Source organism: Rhizobium sp. CNPSo 3670, from assembly GCF_057784555.1.
This window is the reverse complement of the sequence record NZ_JBXSOL010000005.1, coordinates 257,504-272,811: the sequence shown is the minus strand read 5'-3', so window position 1 is coordinate 272,811 and position 15,308 is coordinate 257,504. Positions and strand designations below refer to the sequence as shown.

The window sequence follows — 15,308 nt, the reverse complement described above, 5'->3', positions numbered from 1 at the left end:
GCCGCGACCTCCAAACGGAGGTTCAGATATGAGCACGCAGCAATCCAATCAACGATCCGATATTTACAGCCGCATCACCGCCAAGATCATTGCCGATCTCGAACAGGGCGTACGGCCATGGACCAGGCCCTGGACGACGAAAGATGCGACAGCCGAGGTCAGCCGGCCACTGCGCCATAACGGCCAACCATACACCGGCATCAATGTTCTGCTCCTCTGGTCGGAAGCCATCGCCCGCGGCTTTGCGTCATCGACGTGGATGACGTTTCGCCAGGCAAAGGAGCTCGGCGCTGCCGTCCGCAAGGGCGAAACCGGCACAACCGTTGTCTTCGCCAGTTCTTTTGTCCGCGCCGAGACGACAGAGACAGGCGCGGAGATCGAGCGGGATATCCCGTTCCTCAAAACCTACACGGTATTCAATACCGATCAGATCACCGGTCTCGATGGGCGGGCCGCGTGCATTGAGCCCGTCCAGGATCCGATGAGCCGCATCGGCAATGCCGGCCGCTTCTTTGCCAACACGGGCGCACTGATACGGCACGGAGGATCGGCGGCCTATTATGCTGCTGCCCGGGACTACATCCAGATGCCACACCTGGATGCCTTCCGCGACGATGCCTCCTATGTCGCCATCTTGAGCCACGAGATGACGCACTGGACCGCGGCACCCCGAAGGCTTGACCGTGATCTCAGCCGGTACGCCAAGGACCGGAGCGAACGAGCCCGCGAAGAACTCATTGCCGAACTCGGCAGCTGCTTTCTTTGCGCCGATCTCGGCATCGTTCCGGAGCTCGAACCACGCCCCGACCACGCAAGCTATCTCGATGGTTGGCTCAAGGTTCTCGGCAACGATAAGCGGGCCATCTTTTCAGCGGCAGCTCATGCGCAGCGGGCCGTCGATTACCTGCATGACCTGCAGCCGGACCTCAACAAGGAGGAGGCGGCGTAAGCCGTCCTTTCTCAGCCATTCATGTCGTATAACGACAACGATCGTGCCTCCCGCGCTCTTGTTCGCAAAAGGCTCGCGGACGGGCGCATCTACCCCGCATGATCAAATCTCCGGCCTGAAATCCAAAGAAAGCACCGCGTCCTTGAGCGCCCGCAGATGCCGAGCGTTGTCCGGGATTGGGGGCGGCCGCCTATTCAGCTACCGCAGAAGTCGCGCAATCCCAAGCGAAGGCAACTCATCCTCTACCGGTCACCTGAGGAAACGATCAGCCGGTCGCACATCATCGCCCCTTTAAGAGGCTCATGAGATTCTACCGGCGGCAGTCTCCCGCACGGCTTAAGGCTTCACCCTAGCAAAGGCGATCCGTTCAATTCCGAAACCATGTGCTCGATGAAGGCGCGAACGCGGTGCGGCAATGGTCCGCCGCCAACGTAGACTGCATGGATCAGTTCCAGGTCTCCTGGGTTATGCTCTTCGAGCAATGGAACAAGCCGCCCGGTAGCGATCTCGTCTGCCACATGGAACAGACCGACGCGGGCGATGCCGGCTCCCGCGAGCGCCTTTTGTTTCATCGTCTCGCCGTTGTTCACGATGATGCTGCCCATGACCGGCTGGGCAATCTCCCGCCCTTCTAACATAAACGGCCAAGTCGGCCTCTCACGCCGGAAGTTGAAAGTCAGGCAATCGTGACGTTCAAGATCTGCCGGAACCGCGGGATGTGGTCGTTGCGCCAGATAGCTCGGCGCGGCGCAAACGACACGGCGGCTTTGCCCCAGCTTACGTGCGATCAGGCTGCTGTCTGGCAGATTGCCCACGCGTATGGCTACATCCGTCTTTTCTGCGATCAAGTCGACGACATCGTCGGTGAAGCTGAGATCGACGATCACATTTGGGTTGCGCGCGATGAACTCCGGCACGGCCGGCGCCACGAACATCGTGCCGAACGGAATTGTCGTATTGATCCTGAGCCGCCCTCGCACGGCACCTCCTGCTGCCTGCTGTTCTGCGTCGTTCAGCTCCTGCAGGATTCTCAGTGCGGCATGAAGATAGGCCTCGCCTTCTTCTGTGAGCGTCAGAGCGCGAGTTGTCCGCACCAGAAGGCGTGTGCCAAGCCTCGCTTCGAGCCGTGCGATCAGTTTGCTCACAGCTGACGGAGTGATGTCGAGATTACGGGCGGCAGCGGAGAATCCTCCGTCCTGCACGACGCGTGCAAACACTTCCATCTCACCGGAGCGTTCCATCAGGATCCGCGGCATTGATGATCCTCATTCACAGGTGCATGTCCTTGGTAGGCAATAGTGCCACCAGTTCCAAGATCATAAATTGCCTCCAGCAATCAATCTGGAGAGATAATATGGATCTGCAACTCACTGCCAAAACCGCTCTCATCACCGGCGCCACGGCTGGCATTGGTCTCGAAATCGCCCGCACGCTCGCCGGCGAGGGCGCTCGTGTCGTCATTACAGGACGTGACAGCAAGAAGCTCGACAGCGCGATTGCCGACCTCAAGGCATCCGCTGCATCTGATATCATCGGGGTGCTCGCGGATGCGGCGAGCGCCGAAGGTGCCGCGATCATTTCCAGGGCCGAGCCTTCGGTCGATATCCTCGTCAACAATCTCGGCATCTATGAGAGCAAGGCGTTCGGCGACATCACCGACGCGGATTGGAGCCATCTGTTCGACGTCAATGTGATGAGCGGTGTCCGCCTGTCACGGACCTATCTCCCCGGGATGCTCGAGCGTAACTGGGGACGTATCATCTTTATCTCGAGCGAGTCCGCCCTCGCCATCCCCCAAGACATGATCCACTACGCCACTACCAAGACGGCGCAGCTTTCGATCGCGCGCGGATTGGCGCAGCTCACCCGCGGTACGAATGTCACGGTCAATTCAGTCCTGCCGGGACCGACCCGCTCGCAAGGCATTGAAACTTTCCTGCGCAGTCAGGCAAGCGACCCATCCGCACCAATCAAGCAGATCGAGGCTGAGTTTTTTGCCACCGCACGCTCGGCATCGATCCTGCAGCGCATGGTGGAAGCGGAAGAGGTTGCAAGCCTCGTTGCCTACCTCGCCAGCCCGCGCTCATCCGCCACGAACGGTGCCGCTCTGCGTGCCGAAGGCGGCCTCGTCAACACTATCGCTTGAGGAGGCCATCCCTTGTCCAGCGCTCCTCTCACCATCATCGCCATCACCACGGTCAAGCCCGAACGGTAGAACTTTTGGGTGCTGATCGATGTCGAAAAATCGCTCCGTCGGGACCGCCCACTACAAAGTGGGTTGTTTCAGATCCTCTGAGATGCTCGCAAGACTTGGGTCGAAAGCGATGGAGTTTTCTAACTGGGCGCTGTTTCGCGACGCAACCCGTCAGGTTGGCGTGAACGTGCACCCGGAAAGTGACCGTCGTTGGCAAAACGTCGCCGCCCCTTGTTACGCTAGTGGATCGTCCCCGCTAACTTCCAAGAATTCCCAGAAGGACAAACAATACCATCAAAGCGCGTCGTACCCTCAAGTGACTGGCGACTTGTCACGAAACCACGGCATCCATCATGCCTACCGTGGGTGTCAATGTGTTCGATCACTCCGACGCTCCCGGTCGACGGATTCGCCCAGGCGAGAGCTTTTGTTCCGACAGTTCCGCGGCCGACCACATCTGCAATTACAGCTTGATCGCTGACTGGGGCGGCGCCGGGCGAAACGGAGGGCGCGGCAGACACTTCGAGTGGTTCGGTGCGTGAGCACGCGGCGAGAACGGACATGCACGTGCACGCAATGACGACTATTCGTTTCATGCAGAGAATGATGGATCTGAAGAGGATCATTTCAACCCACGGCGCATCAACTTTGGGGGAGGGCAATGCCGCCTTCACTGGTCCGGGACATCGTAACCATTGATCGATCTTGCTCAACAACGGCCGAGGTCGCCGTTTTCCGCTTATTCGGGCTTGAATCCGATCACCATTGAGTCCGGCCCCACCAATGGCTCGACGCGCGTGGAAACGAACCCGGCGTCGCGCATCCAGGCCTGGCAGTCGGCGCCGGTGTAGTCGAACCCTCCGCGGGTCTCGATCAGCATGTTCAAGCTCATCAGCAGGCCGAAGGCGTTGCTGCGGCGTTCATCGTCGATGACGGCGTCGTAGACGATCAGGGCCCCGCCGTTCGGCAGCGCGGCGAAGGCTTTTTCCAGTAGCATCCTCTTCTCGGCAAGATCCCAGTCGTGGAGGATATGCCCCATCACGATCACATCCGCATTCGGCATCGGGCTGTCGAAGAAATTGCCCTGTTGGAAGCCGATACGGTCGCTAAGGCCGTGCCGGGCGACGAACTCGTCAAATATCGGCTGCACGGAGGGCAGGTCGAAGCCGAGTCCCCGGAGATGCGGATGGGCTCGGGCGATCACCACCGGCACCATTCCTTGCGCCGCGCCTACATCGGCGAAGGTCGTGTATTTCGACCAGTCGAACTTGGCGGCGATCGCCTGCGCCGGACCGGCGCTGATCCCGCTCATCGCCTCGAGGAACCCGCGCAGCCGTGCCGGTTCCGCATATATCGCAGCAAAGAGGTCCTCGCTGTACTTGGCTTCGTTCTGCGGCTCTCCGGTCTGCAGGGCTTCGGTAAGCGAGCCCCAGAAACCGTATAGCCGGGCATTGGCCATTTCGAGGATGCCGCCGATATAGGATGGCTTCGCCTTGTCGAGGAAGAGGTCCGCATCGGTGGCATTGCGATAGCGGCCGTCCTCGCGTTCGAGCAGCTTCAGGGCCACCAGGGAATCGAGGAAGTCGCGGGCCGAACGGGGATGCAGTTTCAGCCTGGCCTGCAGGTCGCTCAGGTCGGCCGGGCCGGCTGCGAGCTCGGTGAAGACGCCGAGCTCGACGGCGCTGAGCATGGCTTTTGAGGCCCAGAACCCCATGCCAAGCTGCATGATGTTGTCCGGCGTCGTCGCGCCCATCGCTCGTCTCCTCGTAAGCCGTGTCGTCGAACGGCACCTGGAATTGGTGCGGTAACCGCCGACGGCGCTGCGAAGCCGAGGACGTTCCGTCTCGTCGAGGCACCCTCCGTGTAAAACTAAAGCGTTTTATGATGGGGGGCAATTAATCAAGATTCACTAGCCAAGAGCCCAACGGCTGAGCGGCGATACCGACAGCTGACTTTCACAGCGAAGTCGGGTCGCAATGTACGCATTCAAATTGGTGCGGTTGCGAACACCTAAACCGCATCAGCCCGGCGCCGAGGGCGAATGCGACGCCGTGCCTATTCCGCAGACGCCGGCGACGCCTCACAAAGTTCGTCGCCTTCTGGAGCAATCCGTTGTCTAGATTGTTCCCGGGCGGTTTCTTTTGCGCCACTCTTCGTACTCTGTGCGGGCATCGTCATGCAGCGGATAGTAGCGCTGCAACGACCCGCCCTCCATAAGCTTCGCTCGCGAGAACTCCTCCCAGTCGTGATGCTTTTGCGATTCTTCGATTACCTTCGCGGCCATTGCGACCGGAAGCACCACCACCCCATCATCGTCGGCGACGATGATATCTCCGGGGATCACCGTGACACCTCCGCAGGCAACCGGAACGTTGACGGCGTTCGGATAGATGCTGGTCTGCACATGGTAGTTGGGCGTCCAGCCGCGCAGCCACAAAGAGAGATCGAGCTTCTCGACATTGGGCCGATCGCGCATGCACCCATCAATCACGATGCCGGCGCCGCCTCTGCCTTTGAAATAGGTCGACATCATGTCGCCGAAGACACCCGAGCTCATGTCGCCGCGCGCGTCGACCACGACCACATCGCCCTCCTGCACGTGATAGAGCACGTGCCGGTGCAGCTGCGTCTCCGGATCTGCATATTCTCCCTCGGTGAAAAGGTCCGGCCGCTGCGGCAGGAACTGAAGCGTCAGGGCCGGGCCGACGATCGACTTCCCGCGGCTTTGCGATACCGGGCCGACCATATGCGGATTGCGGAAGCCCATGTGGCCGAGCGTACCGGCAATGGTCGCGGCGCCGATCTCCTTCAGTGCGTCGATCATGTCTCTGGGTGGTCGCGTAATATCGGGCGTATGCGTCATTTTAGGCTCCGGTGAATGAAGCTACCAATTAGTGACAGAACCGTCGCGGCGCTTCAGGTGGGGCGCCTCCCAGAAACGAAAGCTCTGCGCCTTAATCGCCTCTTCGTTGACCTCGACGCCGAGACCCGGCAGATCGCTGACCGGATAGTTCGGGCCGTCGAGCCGTGGTTGCACGGGGAAGAAGTCGGAATTGTCGAAGCCCAGTTTTGCTTCGGGCGCCCTTGTCTCGAGCCAGGCGAAATTTGACACCGCCGCGGCAAGATGGATGGTCGCGGCCGTGCAGACTGGACCAAGGGGATTGTGCGGCATCAGGTCCACATAGTGCGCCTCGCTCCAGCCTGCGACCTTCATCGCTTCGGTGAGCCCGCCCACATTGCACACATCGAGCCGGTTGAACTGATGGATGCCACGCTCGATGTAGGGCAGGAACTGCCACTTGCTGGCAAATTCCTCCCCAATGGCAAACGGGATGTCGGTCATTCTGCGCAGGGATTCGTATGCCCGAGGTGTTTCGTCTCGGATCGGCTCCTCGAGGAAATCAAGCACGCCACGGCCGAGCTTGTTGCAGAAGCTCGCCGCCTCTGCCACCGACAGCCGATGATGGTAGTCGATGCCGAGAACGACGTCATCGCCGAGCGCCTCGCGCGCCCTGTTCAGCATCCGTGCGGTAGGCCCGATCGACACCCGCGGCTCGAAGATGTCCTTGCTGCTTTGCCCGAAGGGGAAGAAACGGATCGCCTGCCAACCCTGTGCGCGCAGTTCGCGGGCTCGTTCGATGGCAACCTCGCCTTCGGCCTCGTCGCCGGTCGAGGCGAAGGTCGGAATGCGGTCGCGCTGCTTGCCGCCCAGCAGTTCGTAGGCTGGAACCCCCAGCGCCTTGCCCTTGATGTCGTGAAGGGCAATGTCGATCGCGGAAATCGCCGCCTGCAGGACGCGCCCGCCTTCGAAATATTGGCTGCGATAAAGCTCCTGCCAGATCCGACCGATCTGCATCGGGTCGCGACCGATGAGAAACTCGCGATAGTGCTCGATCGCGCCGGCCACGGCCTTCTCGCGACCGCTCAAGCCGCTCTCGCCCCAGCCGAAGATCCCGCTGTCGGTCTCGATCTTGACCAGCATCTGGTTGCGCGTTCCAACCCATACAGGATAGGGCTTGATCGCCGTGATTTTAAGCTTCGTCATCCACGCCCTCGTTTCACACGCATCCGCGTGGTCTCAGCTGGCCTTCAGTGCCATTTCCGTTTCACCGTCGAACAGATGCATCCGCTCCTGATCGAACTCGAGCCAGATCTCTTCGTCGGGCGCGACGGCGATTGTCGGCGGCACGCTGACATTGACGATCGCGCCTGACAGGAACGCCTGTACGAAGGTAACGTCTCCGGTCGGCTCCACCGTGTAAGCCTTGGCAGGGATGCTTCCAGGCATCGCACTCTTGTGCAGCTTGATCGTCGAGTGACGTGCGCCGAGCACGACTTTCCTGGTTGTTGCCCCTTCGACCTTCCGGGCATTTTCTGGCGAGAGCTCAAGCTGCCATCCCTCCGCGCCGGTCAACACGGTGTTGCCGCCTGCCGTTGATGCCTCTAGCGGAACAAGGCTCATCGCCGGGCTGCCGACGAAGCTGGCGACGAACATGTTCACCGGATGGGCAAAGACCTGCGCCGGAGTATCGTATTGCTGCAGATAGCCGCCGTTCATCACCGCCATTCTGTCGGCCATGGTGACCGCTTCGAGCTGATCGTGCGTCACGTAGATGATCGTCGCCTTGAGATCCTGGTGGAAACGCTTGATCTCCGACCGCATCTGTACGCGCAGCTTTGCGTCGAGGTTGGAAAGCGGTTCATCCATCAGGAATACTGCCGGATCGCGAACGAGCGCACGGCCGAGCGCCACGCGTTGCTGTTGGCCGCCCGAAAGTTCGCGTGGCTTGCGCTCGAGCAGCTGCGTCATGTCGAGCACGCGCGCTGCTTCCCTGACCTTTTTGTCGATCTCGTCCTTTGGCAGTTTGCGCATCTGCAGCGGAAACGCCAGATTCTTGTAGACGGATTTCTGCGGATAGAGCGCGTAGTTCTGGAACACCATTGCGATGTCCCGGTCCTTGGGGTCGAGGTCGTTGACCACCCGGTCGCCGATGACGATGTCGCCGGAAGTGATGGGTATAAGCCCCGCCACAAGATTGAGCGTGGTTGTCTTGCCGCAGCCTGAAGGGCCGACGAGCGCAACGAATTCGCCGTCATTGACCGTCAACGAAACATCGTTGACAGCTTTGAAGGCGCCATAGGTCTTGACCAGATCTTTGAGGACCACGTGGGCCACCGGCAACTCCCTAGTGCTTGACTGCGCCTTCGGTGAGGGCGCGTACGAAGTATCGTTGAAGGACAAGGAACAGGACGACGACGGGCACGCTCATCATGAAGCTTGCCGCCATCAGGCCCGGAAAGTCCGTCGTGTTTTCCGAGAAGAAGCGCTGGATGCCGACCGGCAGCGTCAATTGCTCGTTCTTGGAGAGGAAGGTGTAGGCGTAGATGTACTCGTTCCACGCGCCGATGAAGGAGTAGATCGCCGTGGCGATGATGCCCGGCGCCGAGAGCGGCATGACGATCAGGAGAAAGGCCTGGAACCGCGTCGCCCCGTCGATGCGCGCGGCCTGCTCGAGCTGCACCGGGATATTGTCGTAGAAACCCTTGAGGAGCCAGATTGCCAGCGGCAGGCCGAATGTAAGGTAGGTGAGGACCAGCGACCCATGCGTGTTCACCAGTCCGATGGCGCGCATCAGGATGAAGAGTGGCACGAGAAAGATTACTGCCGGGAACATATTGCGAAGCAGGACGGCGAAGAACAGAAAGTTCCGGCCCGGGAAGGTGAAGCGCGAAAACGCGTAGGCCGCAGGAACCGCCACAATCACCGAAAGGATTGTCGTAGCGGTGGAGACGAAAAGGCTGTTCCAGAAGAAGCGCAGGAAGTCCTGGCCGACGCTGTTTTGCGGATCGAGCAGTTTCTGGTAGCTGGCGAGGGTGGGTTGGTCCGGCCACCATTGAGGCGGGAATTGCATGGCAGCGAAGCCGGACTTGATCGAGGTGATTAGCATCCAGACCATCGGTAATGCGGTGTAAAGCAGCATGAATACAAGGAAGATGCGTCCGCCCCACCGCCACCCGTCGATGCGCATGCGCCGGCGCACCTGGCTGCGATGAGCCGTCTCGGCAATTGTGCTCATGCGCTCCCATCCTTCTGCTCATTCCCGCTCAGCGCGCGGACGTAGAAGTAGCCGAGCGACATCAGGATCAAGAACAGCAGCACTGAATAAGCCGATGCCACCCCCCAGCGCTGGCGGCCGAAGGCGAGTTCATAAATGTGGGTGATCCAGATATGCGACGCATTCGAGGGCCCGCCGCCGGTCATGATCCAGGGGATGATGAACGAATTGAAGTTTGCCACCGCCAGCAGAAGGACTGTCACCGTCGAGACGTTTCTCAGGTGCGGAAAGGTGACGTGCCAGAACCGTTGCCATGCATTGGCACCGTCGACTTTGGCGGCGCGCAGCAACTGGTCGGGCACGGTCTGCAGGCCAGCCATCATCATGATCATGGCAAACGGAAACTCTCGCCAGATGTTGACGACGATCAGCGAGGGCAGCACTGTGCTGACGCTGTCGATGAAATTCGGCGGCCGATCGGCCCATCCGAGGCCGACCAGCACCGCGCCGATTATCCCAAAGTCCGAATGGTAGATCCCCTTCCAGATATAGGACGCGGCGACCGCGCTGATGACCCAGGGAATGATCAGGATGGCCCGCAGGATTCCGCGGCCGACAAACTCGCGATGGAGCGCCAGAGCGCAGGCAAATCCCAGAACGAATGAAATGAGAGTGGATCCGAGTGTCCAGATAAGAGTATTCGAGGTGACTTTCCAGAACACCGAACTCGTGAGGATGGCGGTGTAGTTGTCGAGGCCGACAAAACTCTTGTCGCGGAGCTGCAGGCCAGGCGGTGTATTGAAGAACGACAGTTCGATCGTGTAGTAGATCGGGTAGGCGATGACGATCAGCATCACGGCGATCGCGGGAAGCACGTACGCATAGTCGGCGCGATGCTCCAAGATGTTTCGCAGCACGCCCGACCGGTCGGACTGCAGTCTTGCGTGAGCCTCGGCCTTGCCAGTCAAGATCGTCACTGTGCGGTGCCCTTATTCTTCGGAACAAACCGGCTGCAATCAAAGTGCAGCCGGTCAGATCGTCAGGATGACTAGAGTCCGCCGGCCATCAGGTCTTTTACCTTCTTGGCTGCGTCGTCCGCTGCCTGGTCGACGGTCATGGCCCCGGTCAGGGCATTCTGCAGCATGTCCGGGATGATGATGTTCATGATCTCGGGCGACTGTGGCAGCGCCGGGAACGGGATGCCGTAGGGCAGCATCGAAGTCGTGACATCAAGAAACTTGATGTTATCAAGACGTTCCTTCATCCATTTGGTCTTGAAGCCGTTAAGGTTGCCGGGATTCGAGCCGGCATAGGCCATCTTCAGCGACCATTCGGGGCTCGTCCACATGCAGATGATGGCCTTTGCAGCCGGCTCGTCTACCTTGCCGCCTTCGACATATTCGGGCTTCAGGATGTGGATGTTGGAGCCGCCAAACACGACGGCACGCTTGCCGTCCGGACCAGTCGGAATGAGGCCGTAGCGCATGTTGTCGATGACGGTCTGCGCCTTTTCCTTGTCGCTGCCCGTCGTCTTCTTTTGCAGGTCGAGCATGACGTTGTAGTCGGACGGGTGCGAGATCATCATGCCGAGCTGGCCAGCGAGGAAGAGGGGCTGGTTGTCGGCCTGCTGGTTGGTCAGCGCCGAGACCGGAACCGACTTGTCGCGAACATACATATCGTAGGAGGCCTGCAATGCCGCCTTGCTTTGCGGACTATTGAGCTGGACCTCCTTATAGGTCGGGTTCGCGGTCGCTTCGTCGAAGACGCCGCCGCCATAGGCCCATAGCTGCGGCATGAAGCGGTATGGCGTATTGCCGGCATTCTTGCGAGCCACGAGGCCGTAACCGGCAACGCCGAGCTTGTCGTGGATCTGCTTGGAATATTTGACGACATCGTCCCAGGTTGCCGGAGCCTTGTCCGGATCGAGACCTGCACGCTTAAAGATGTCGGCGTTCCAGATGAACGCCATCGTCTCATTGTTGGTTGGGATGCCGTAGGTCACTCCCTCCCAGGTGACCGCCTTCATGGCGCCCGGCCAGAAATCCTCGGTCGAGTAGCCGACATCCTCGGGTTTGAGCGGCTGCAAATAACCCTTTGAGGCGAACTCGGTGCCGCCCAGGATTTGCAGGCGGACCGCCATCGGCGCTGCATTGCCAAGGAGCGCGGTCCGGAACTTGTCCAGCAGGTCGTTATAGGTGAGGGCTTGTTCCTCGAGCTGGATGTTTGGATAGGTTTTGCGGAACGTCTCGAAGAAGTCCTTGTAATACTGGCGCAGGAGGTCGGGGTCGCCCTCGAACACGCCCTGATACCAGAATGTCAGCCGACCCTTATAGTCGAGGGGGGTGACCTTGGCGCAATCGGCCGCCGTGTCGAACTCCTGCGTGCCGGCGATGGAGCGCACATATTGCGGTGACCACTGGCTTAAGTCGACCGGCGCACCGAGCGCAGGCACGGACATCAGCGATACCATCAGAGCAGTGGATACGGTGCCGCGTACAAGGGCACCGCCGAGCGAAAGACTCGTCATAGGTATTCTCCCAGGTTTTCTCCCAAGCCGCTCTACGTCGACGCGAGCGGTCTTGCTCCCAGGCCGTGGGATTCTCCCACTTAATGTATCCCTTCGACCTTATCGTACGTTTTCATGTCGCAGATTGTCTGTCAACTGAAGAAAATCGTACATTGTTTTGGGTAGTTTTGCATGATATCCCGTGAATGTGTGTATGGATTGGGGACGGTCTTGACCGAAACAAGCGAATTCAAAGCGCAGCCGCCCGAGGGGATCGACGCTACTGGGGCCTCAAGCGAGGGCGCGTCTGTTTACCAACTGATCAGGGACGACATTATCGAGGGGCGGCTCGCGGCTAACGAGCGGCTCGTCATCACCGATCTCGCGCGGCGTCACGGCACCTCGACCAACCCAGTGCGGGAGGCTTTGCAACTGCTGCGCGGGGAGGGCTTTGTCACCTTCGTTCCCAACCGCGGAGCGCGCGTTCGGCCCATCGATCAGGACTTTGTTCGGGATATCTACGAAATTGGCGTTTTGATCGAGCCGTCACTGACGCGCTGGTTCGTGAATATGGCGACGGTGGAGGACATTGCCGAACTCGAACGCATCCAAAGCCTCATTGAAGAGAACAACTTTACCGACACGCTAAGGCATAGCGAACTGGATACCGCCTTTCATACCGTCATGTACCGGAAGCACTACAACCGCCATGCCGCTGAGCTTTGGTGGAAGCATCGCGAAGTGCTTCGAGCGGTGAGCCGCCGCTTCGATTTTACGCTTGCCCGGCGTGCGGCGATCCTGAGCGAGCATCGCGAGCTTATCACGCATGTCAAAGCCGGAAGGGCGAACGAGGCAGCCGAACTTATCGCACGCCATGTCGAAGGCTCGGGGCGGCACATCCTCGAACACATGCGTGCGCGTAACGCCGCTCGCGCAGGATGAAATGCTTGGCATGAATATCGTTACCCGAAACAGTTCAGGTAAAGGCAGTTGAGATGAAAATCACCAGCGTTCGGCCGTGGCTGATCAAGTCCGATGCTTCCTATTGGGGAGAGTTCCTGTTCGTCGAAGTGACGACCGACGAGGGGGTGAGCGGCTGGGGAGAGATCACCACCACGACAAGGCTCGCCAATCGGGCCCTGTGCACGATCTTGCGGCAGATCGGCGCCGCTTTGACCGGCGAGGACCCTGCGCGGATCGAGTATCTGTGGCACAAGATATTCCGCAGTTTCACCTACATGGGGAGTCGCGGCGCCGCCGTCGAATGCGTAAGTGCGATCGACATAGCCCTTTGGGACATCCGAGGCAAAGCCCTTGGCAAGCCGATATACGAGCTCCTGGGCGGACCGGTACGCGATCAAATTGCGCTCTACACCCATCCCAACCAGGCCAAGTTTACAAGCAAGGAGGCGGTGGTCAGGGAAATTCGAGACATCCTCGAGTCCGGTCACACCGCGCTCAAGTTCGATCCTTTCCCATACCAGGGCATCGCCTCTGGTGGACTGGCTCGCGAACAACGAAACGGCTACCTCGATGGCAGCATGACGCGCAAGGATGAGCGTGAGGCCGCCGAACTCACCGCCCTGATCCGCGAAACGGCGGGCGCTGACGTCGACATCCTCATCGATGCGCATGGCCGGTTCGACGTTCCTACCGCCATTCGCCTTTGCCGCAGTCTCGAGGAAGCCGGTCAGATCGACTGGTTCGAGGAACCCTGTCCGCCCGAGAGCCTCAACGCCCTCAGACAGGTCCGCGAGAAGGTCAGCGCCGCTATATCCTGGGGCGAGCGCGGCCACACGAAATGGGATTTCGTGCCGGTGCTCGAAAACAGGCTCGCCGACTACATCATGCCCGATGTGACCTGGACCGGCGGCATTACCGAACTCAAGAAGATTTCCGCCCTGTGTGAAGCCTACTACATCCCGGTCTCGCCGCATGACGCCGCAGGGCCGATCAATGTGGTTGCCGGAGCGCAGGTGATGATGACGGTTCCCAACTTCTACAAACTCGAAACGTCGGAATGGAACCTCGGCAAATACGATCACCTCATCGACACACCGCTCGATGTTTCTAACGGAAGCCTCACGCTTACGCCCAAGCCGGGTCTCGGCATTGAGATGAACCGCGAATACCTTCAAGACCATGAAATAGAGTTCGACTAGCCAGCAAGGCTCTCGGCCGCCCCAACGTGCGCGGCGATGGGCTCCCCACCAGAACGAGGAAAAGTCATGCCAGAGGCATATTCGGCCGACGAGGCGCTCAATCGGGTGAACACGCATTCCAGGCCGTCAGACCTTCGCATCACCGACATGCGGGTAGCCGAAATTACCGGCGCGCCTTTCGCCTCGGTGCTGCTCAAGATTCATACGAACCAGGGCATCGTCGGGCTGGGCGAAGTGCGCGACGGTGCAAGCGCCACCTACGCACTGATGCTGAAGAGCCGGTTGCTTGGCGAAAATCCTTGCGACATCGACCGCCTGTTTCGCCGGATCAAGCAGTTCGGTGGCCACGGCCGGCAAGGTGGCGGCGTATCGGCGGTTGAAATCGCCTTGTGGGATCTTGCCGGAAAAGCCTATGGCGTCCCGATCTACCAGATGCTTGGCGGGCGTTTCCGGGAGAAAGTGCGCCTCTATTGCGATACCGACGCCGCTGTGGCGAGCGGCACCGCAACCGGCAAGCGCCTCAAGCAGCGCATGGAACTCGGCTTCACCTTCCTCAAGATGGATCTGGGTCTGATGCAGATCGCTGATGTGCCCGGTGCGGTCGTCTTTCCTGCCGGTTCACTGGAAGGGTACCGAACCAGCCCCGTTCGGGGGCCGCTGAAGACCATAGAAGAGCGGCGGATCCGCAATGCTTCGTACGATCTGCATAACGTCCCGCACCCGTTTACCGGTCTGCACTTTTCGGACAAGGGCCTCGATCTGCTCGAGCAATACATCGCCGAGGTCCGTGAGGTCATCGGCATGGATGTACCGCTGGCGATCGACCATATCGGCCATATTTCGATGCAGAATGGCATCCGCCTTGCCAGGCGGATCGAAAAATATGTGCCGGCCTGGCTCGAGGATGTGATCCCATGGCAGTACACCGAGCAATACCGACAACTCCAGGACGCCACCACGGTGCCGATCTGCACCGGCGAGGATATATATCTCAAGGAGGGCTTCGAGCCGCTGCTCAACAGCGGCGGTGTCTCCGTTATCCATCCTGACCTGCTCACCATTGGAGGCATCCTAGAGACCAAGAAGATCGGCGACATGGCGCAGGACCGGGGTGTCGCCATGGCCATCCACATGGCAGAAAGTCCGATCGCCGCGATGGCCGCCGCACATGTCGCGACCGCAACCGAAAATTTCATGGCGCTCGAATACCATTCCGCCGATGTCGACTGGTGGGACGATATCGTCACCGGCATTCCCAAGCCGCTGGTGACAAATGGCTTCATCACTGTTTCGGATAAGCCGGGCCTGGGGATCGACGACGTCGTCGACGAGGTGATCTCGCAGCATCTGCAGCCGGGGGTCGCCGGCATCTGGCAGCCGACGGATCACTGGGATGATGAGTATTCCTGGGATCGCACCTGGAGTTGAGGCTGATGGAACT

The 15,308-nt window shown here is 59.9% G+C and carries 13 protein-coding genes; 5 read left to right on the top strand and 8 right to left on the bottom strand.

What is annotated here, in order from left to right:
• Positions 1-28: 28 nt before the first annotated feature.
• On the top strand, positions 29-949 hold the full coding sequence (locus AC13QO_RS07525) for an ArdC family protein (RefSeq protein ID WP_488540337.1): 921 nt from the start codon (positions 29-31) through the stop codon (positions 947-949).
• Positions 950-1,293: 344 nt separating this feature from the next.
• On the opposite strand, the gene AC13QO_RS07520 is transcribed toward AC13QO_RS07525, so the two are convergent.
• Positions 1,294-2,205: a LysR family transcriptional regulator gene (locus tag AC13QO_RS07520; protein WP_488540336.1), complete on the bottom strand. Its 912-nt coding sequence runs from the start codon at positions 2,203-2,205 to the stop codon at positions 1,294-1,296.
• Between the two features lie 98 nt (positions 2,206-2,303).
• On the opposite strand from AC13QO_RS07520, the gene AC13QO_RS07515 reads away from it, so the two are divergent.
• On the top strand, positions 2,304-3,095 hold the full coding sequence (locus tag AC13QO_RS07515) for an SDR family NAD(P)-dependent oxidoreductase (RefSeq protein ID WP_488540335.1): 792 nt from the start codon (positions 2,304-2,306) through the stop codon (positions 3,093-3,095).
• A gap of 787 nt (positions 3,096-3,882) precedes the next feature.
• Here the strand turns inward: AC13QO_RS07515 and AC13QO_RS07510 are convergent.
• The 7 genes from AC13QO_RS07510 to AC13QO_RS07480 all read right to left on the bottom strand — a co-directional run bounded on the left by AC13QO_RS07510 (position 3,883) and on the right by AC13QO_RS07480 (position 11,726).
• Positions 3,883-4,896: a methyltransferase gene (locus AC13QO_RS07510; RefSeq protein WP_488540334.1), complete on the bottom strand. Its 1,014-nt coding sequence runs from the start codon at positions 4,894-4,896 to the stop codon at positions 3,883-3,885.
• A gap of 363 nt (positions 4,897-5,259) precedes the next feature.
• Positions 5,260-6,006 (bottom strand): ribonuclease activity regulator RraA, encoded by a 747-nt coding sequence (locus tag AC13QO_RS07505; RefSeq protein ID WP_488540333.1) that lies wholly within the window; start codon positions 6,004-6,006, stop codon positions 5,260-5,262.
• A 21-nt stretch (positions 6,007-6,027) separates the two neighbouring features.
• Positions 6,028-7,188 carry a mandelate racemase/muconate lactonizing enzyme family protein gene (locus AC13QO_RS07500; RefSeq protein ID WP_488540332.1) on the bottom strand — a complete coding sequence of 387 codons (1,161 nt, stop codon included), beginning with the start codon at positions 7,186-7,188 and terminating at the stop codon, positions 6,028-6,030.
• 33 nt (positions 7,189-7,221) lie between these two features.
• Positions 7,222-8,319, bottom strand: coding sequence for an ABC transporter ATP-binding protein (locus tag AC13QO_RS07495; protein ID WP_488540331.1), 1,098 nt, complete (start codon positions 8,317-8,319; stop codon positions 7,222-7,224).
• A 10-nt stretch (positions 8,320-8,329) separates the two neighbouring features.
• Positions 8,330-9,220, bottom strand: coding sequence for a carbohydrate ABC transporter permease (locus AC13QO_RS07490; protein WP_488540330.1), 891 nt, complete (start codon positions 9,218-9,220; stop codon positions 8,330-8,332).
• Positions 9,217-10,176: a carbohydrate ABC transporter permease gene (locus tag AC13QO_RS07485; protein ID WP_488540329.1), complete on the bottom strand. Its 960-nt coding sequence runs from the start codon at positions 10,174-10,176 to the stop codon at positions 9,217-9,219. Before AC13QO_RS07485 ends, AC13QO_RS07490 begins: the two co-directional genes overlap by 4 nt.
• A gap of 71 nt (positions 10,177-10,247) precedes the next feature.
• Complete coding sequence (locus tag AC13QO_RS07480; protein WP_488540328.1) at positions 10,248-11,726, bottom strand: ABC transporter substrate-binding protein; 1,479 nt, start codon at positions 11,724-11,726, stop codon at positions 10,248-10,250.
• A gap of 210 nt (positions 11,727-11,936) precedes the next feature.
• Between AC13QO_RS07480 and AC13QO_RS07475 the strand changes: the two genes are divergently transcribed.
• The 3 genes from AC13QO_RS07475 to AC13QO_RS07465 all read left to right on the top strand — a co-directional run bounded on the left by AC13QO_RS07475 (position 11,937) and on the right by AC13QO_RS07465 (position 15,295).
• Positions 11,937-12,647 carry a GntR family transcriptional regulator gene (locus AC13QO_RS07475; RefSeq protein WP_488540327.1) on the top strand — a complete coding sequence of 237 codons (711 nt, stop codon included), beginning with the start codon at positions 11,937-11,939 and terminating at the stop codon, positions 12,645-12,647.
• A gap of 53 nt (positions 12,648-12,700) precedes the next feature.
• Positions 12,701-13,867, top strand: a complete 1,167-nt coding sequence (locus tag AC13QO_RS07470) for a mandelate racemase/muconate lactonizing enzyme family protein (RefSeq protein WP_488540326.1) — start codon at positions 12,701-12,703, stop codon at positions 13,865-13,867.
• 66 nt (positions 13,868-13,933) lie between these two features.
• Complete coding sequence (locus tag AC13QO_RS07465; RefSeq protein ID WP_488540325.1) at positions 13,934-15,295, top strand: mandelate racemase/muconate lactonizing enzyme family protein; 1,362 nt, start codon at positions 13,934-13,936, stop codon at positions 15,293-15,295.
• Positions 15,296-15,308: the final 13 nt, after the last annotated feature.

What these genes read in the sequence shown, in the direction of transcription:
- AC13QO_RS07525 (WP_488540337.1), top strand. Translation starts at nt 29, where the DNA reads ATGAGCACGCAGCAATCCAATCAACGATCCGATATTTACAGCCGCATC.
- AC13QO_RS07520 (WP_488540336.1), bottom strand. Translation starts at nt 2,205, where the DNA reads ATGCCGCGGATCCTGATGGAACGCTCCGGTGAGATGGAAGTGTTTGCA.
- AC13QO_RS07515 (WP_488540335.1), top strand. Translation starts at nt 2,304, where the DNA reads ATGGATCTGCAACTCACTGCCAAAACCGCTCTCATCACCGGCGCCACG.
- AC13QO_RS07510 (WP_488540334.1), bottom strand. Translation starts at nt 4,896, where the DNA reads ATGGGCGCGACGACGCCGGACAACATCATGCAGCTTGGCATGGGGTTC.
- AC13QO_RS07505 (WP_488540333.1), bottom strand. Translation starts at nt 6,006, where the DNA reads ATGACGCATACGCCCGATATTACGCGACCACCCAGAGACATGATCGAC.
- AC13QO_RS07500 (WP_488540332.1), bottom strand. Translation starts at nt 7,188, where the DNA reads ATGACGAAGCTTAAAATCACGGCGATCAAGCCCTATCCTGTATGGGTT.
- AC13QO_RS07490 (WP_488540330.1), bottom strand. Translation starts at nt 9,220, where the DNA reads ATGAGCACAATTGCCGAGACGGCTCATCGCAGCCAGGTGCGCCGGCGC.
- AC13QO_RS07480 (WP_488540328.1), bottom strand. Translation starts at nt 11,726, where the DNA reads ATGACGAGTCTTTCGCTCGGCGGTGCCCTTGTACGCGGCACCGTATCC.
- AC13QO_RS07470 (WP_488540326.1), top strand. Translation starts at nt 12,701, where the DNA reads ATGAAAATCACCAGCGTTCGGCCGTGGCTGATCAAGTCCGATGCTTCC.
- AC13QO_RS07465 (WP_488540325.1), top strand. Translation starts at nt 13,934, where the DNA reads ATGCCAGAGGCATATTCGGCCGACGAGGCGCTCAATCGGGTGAACACG.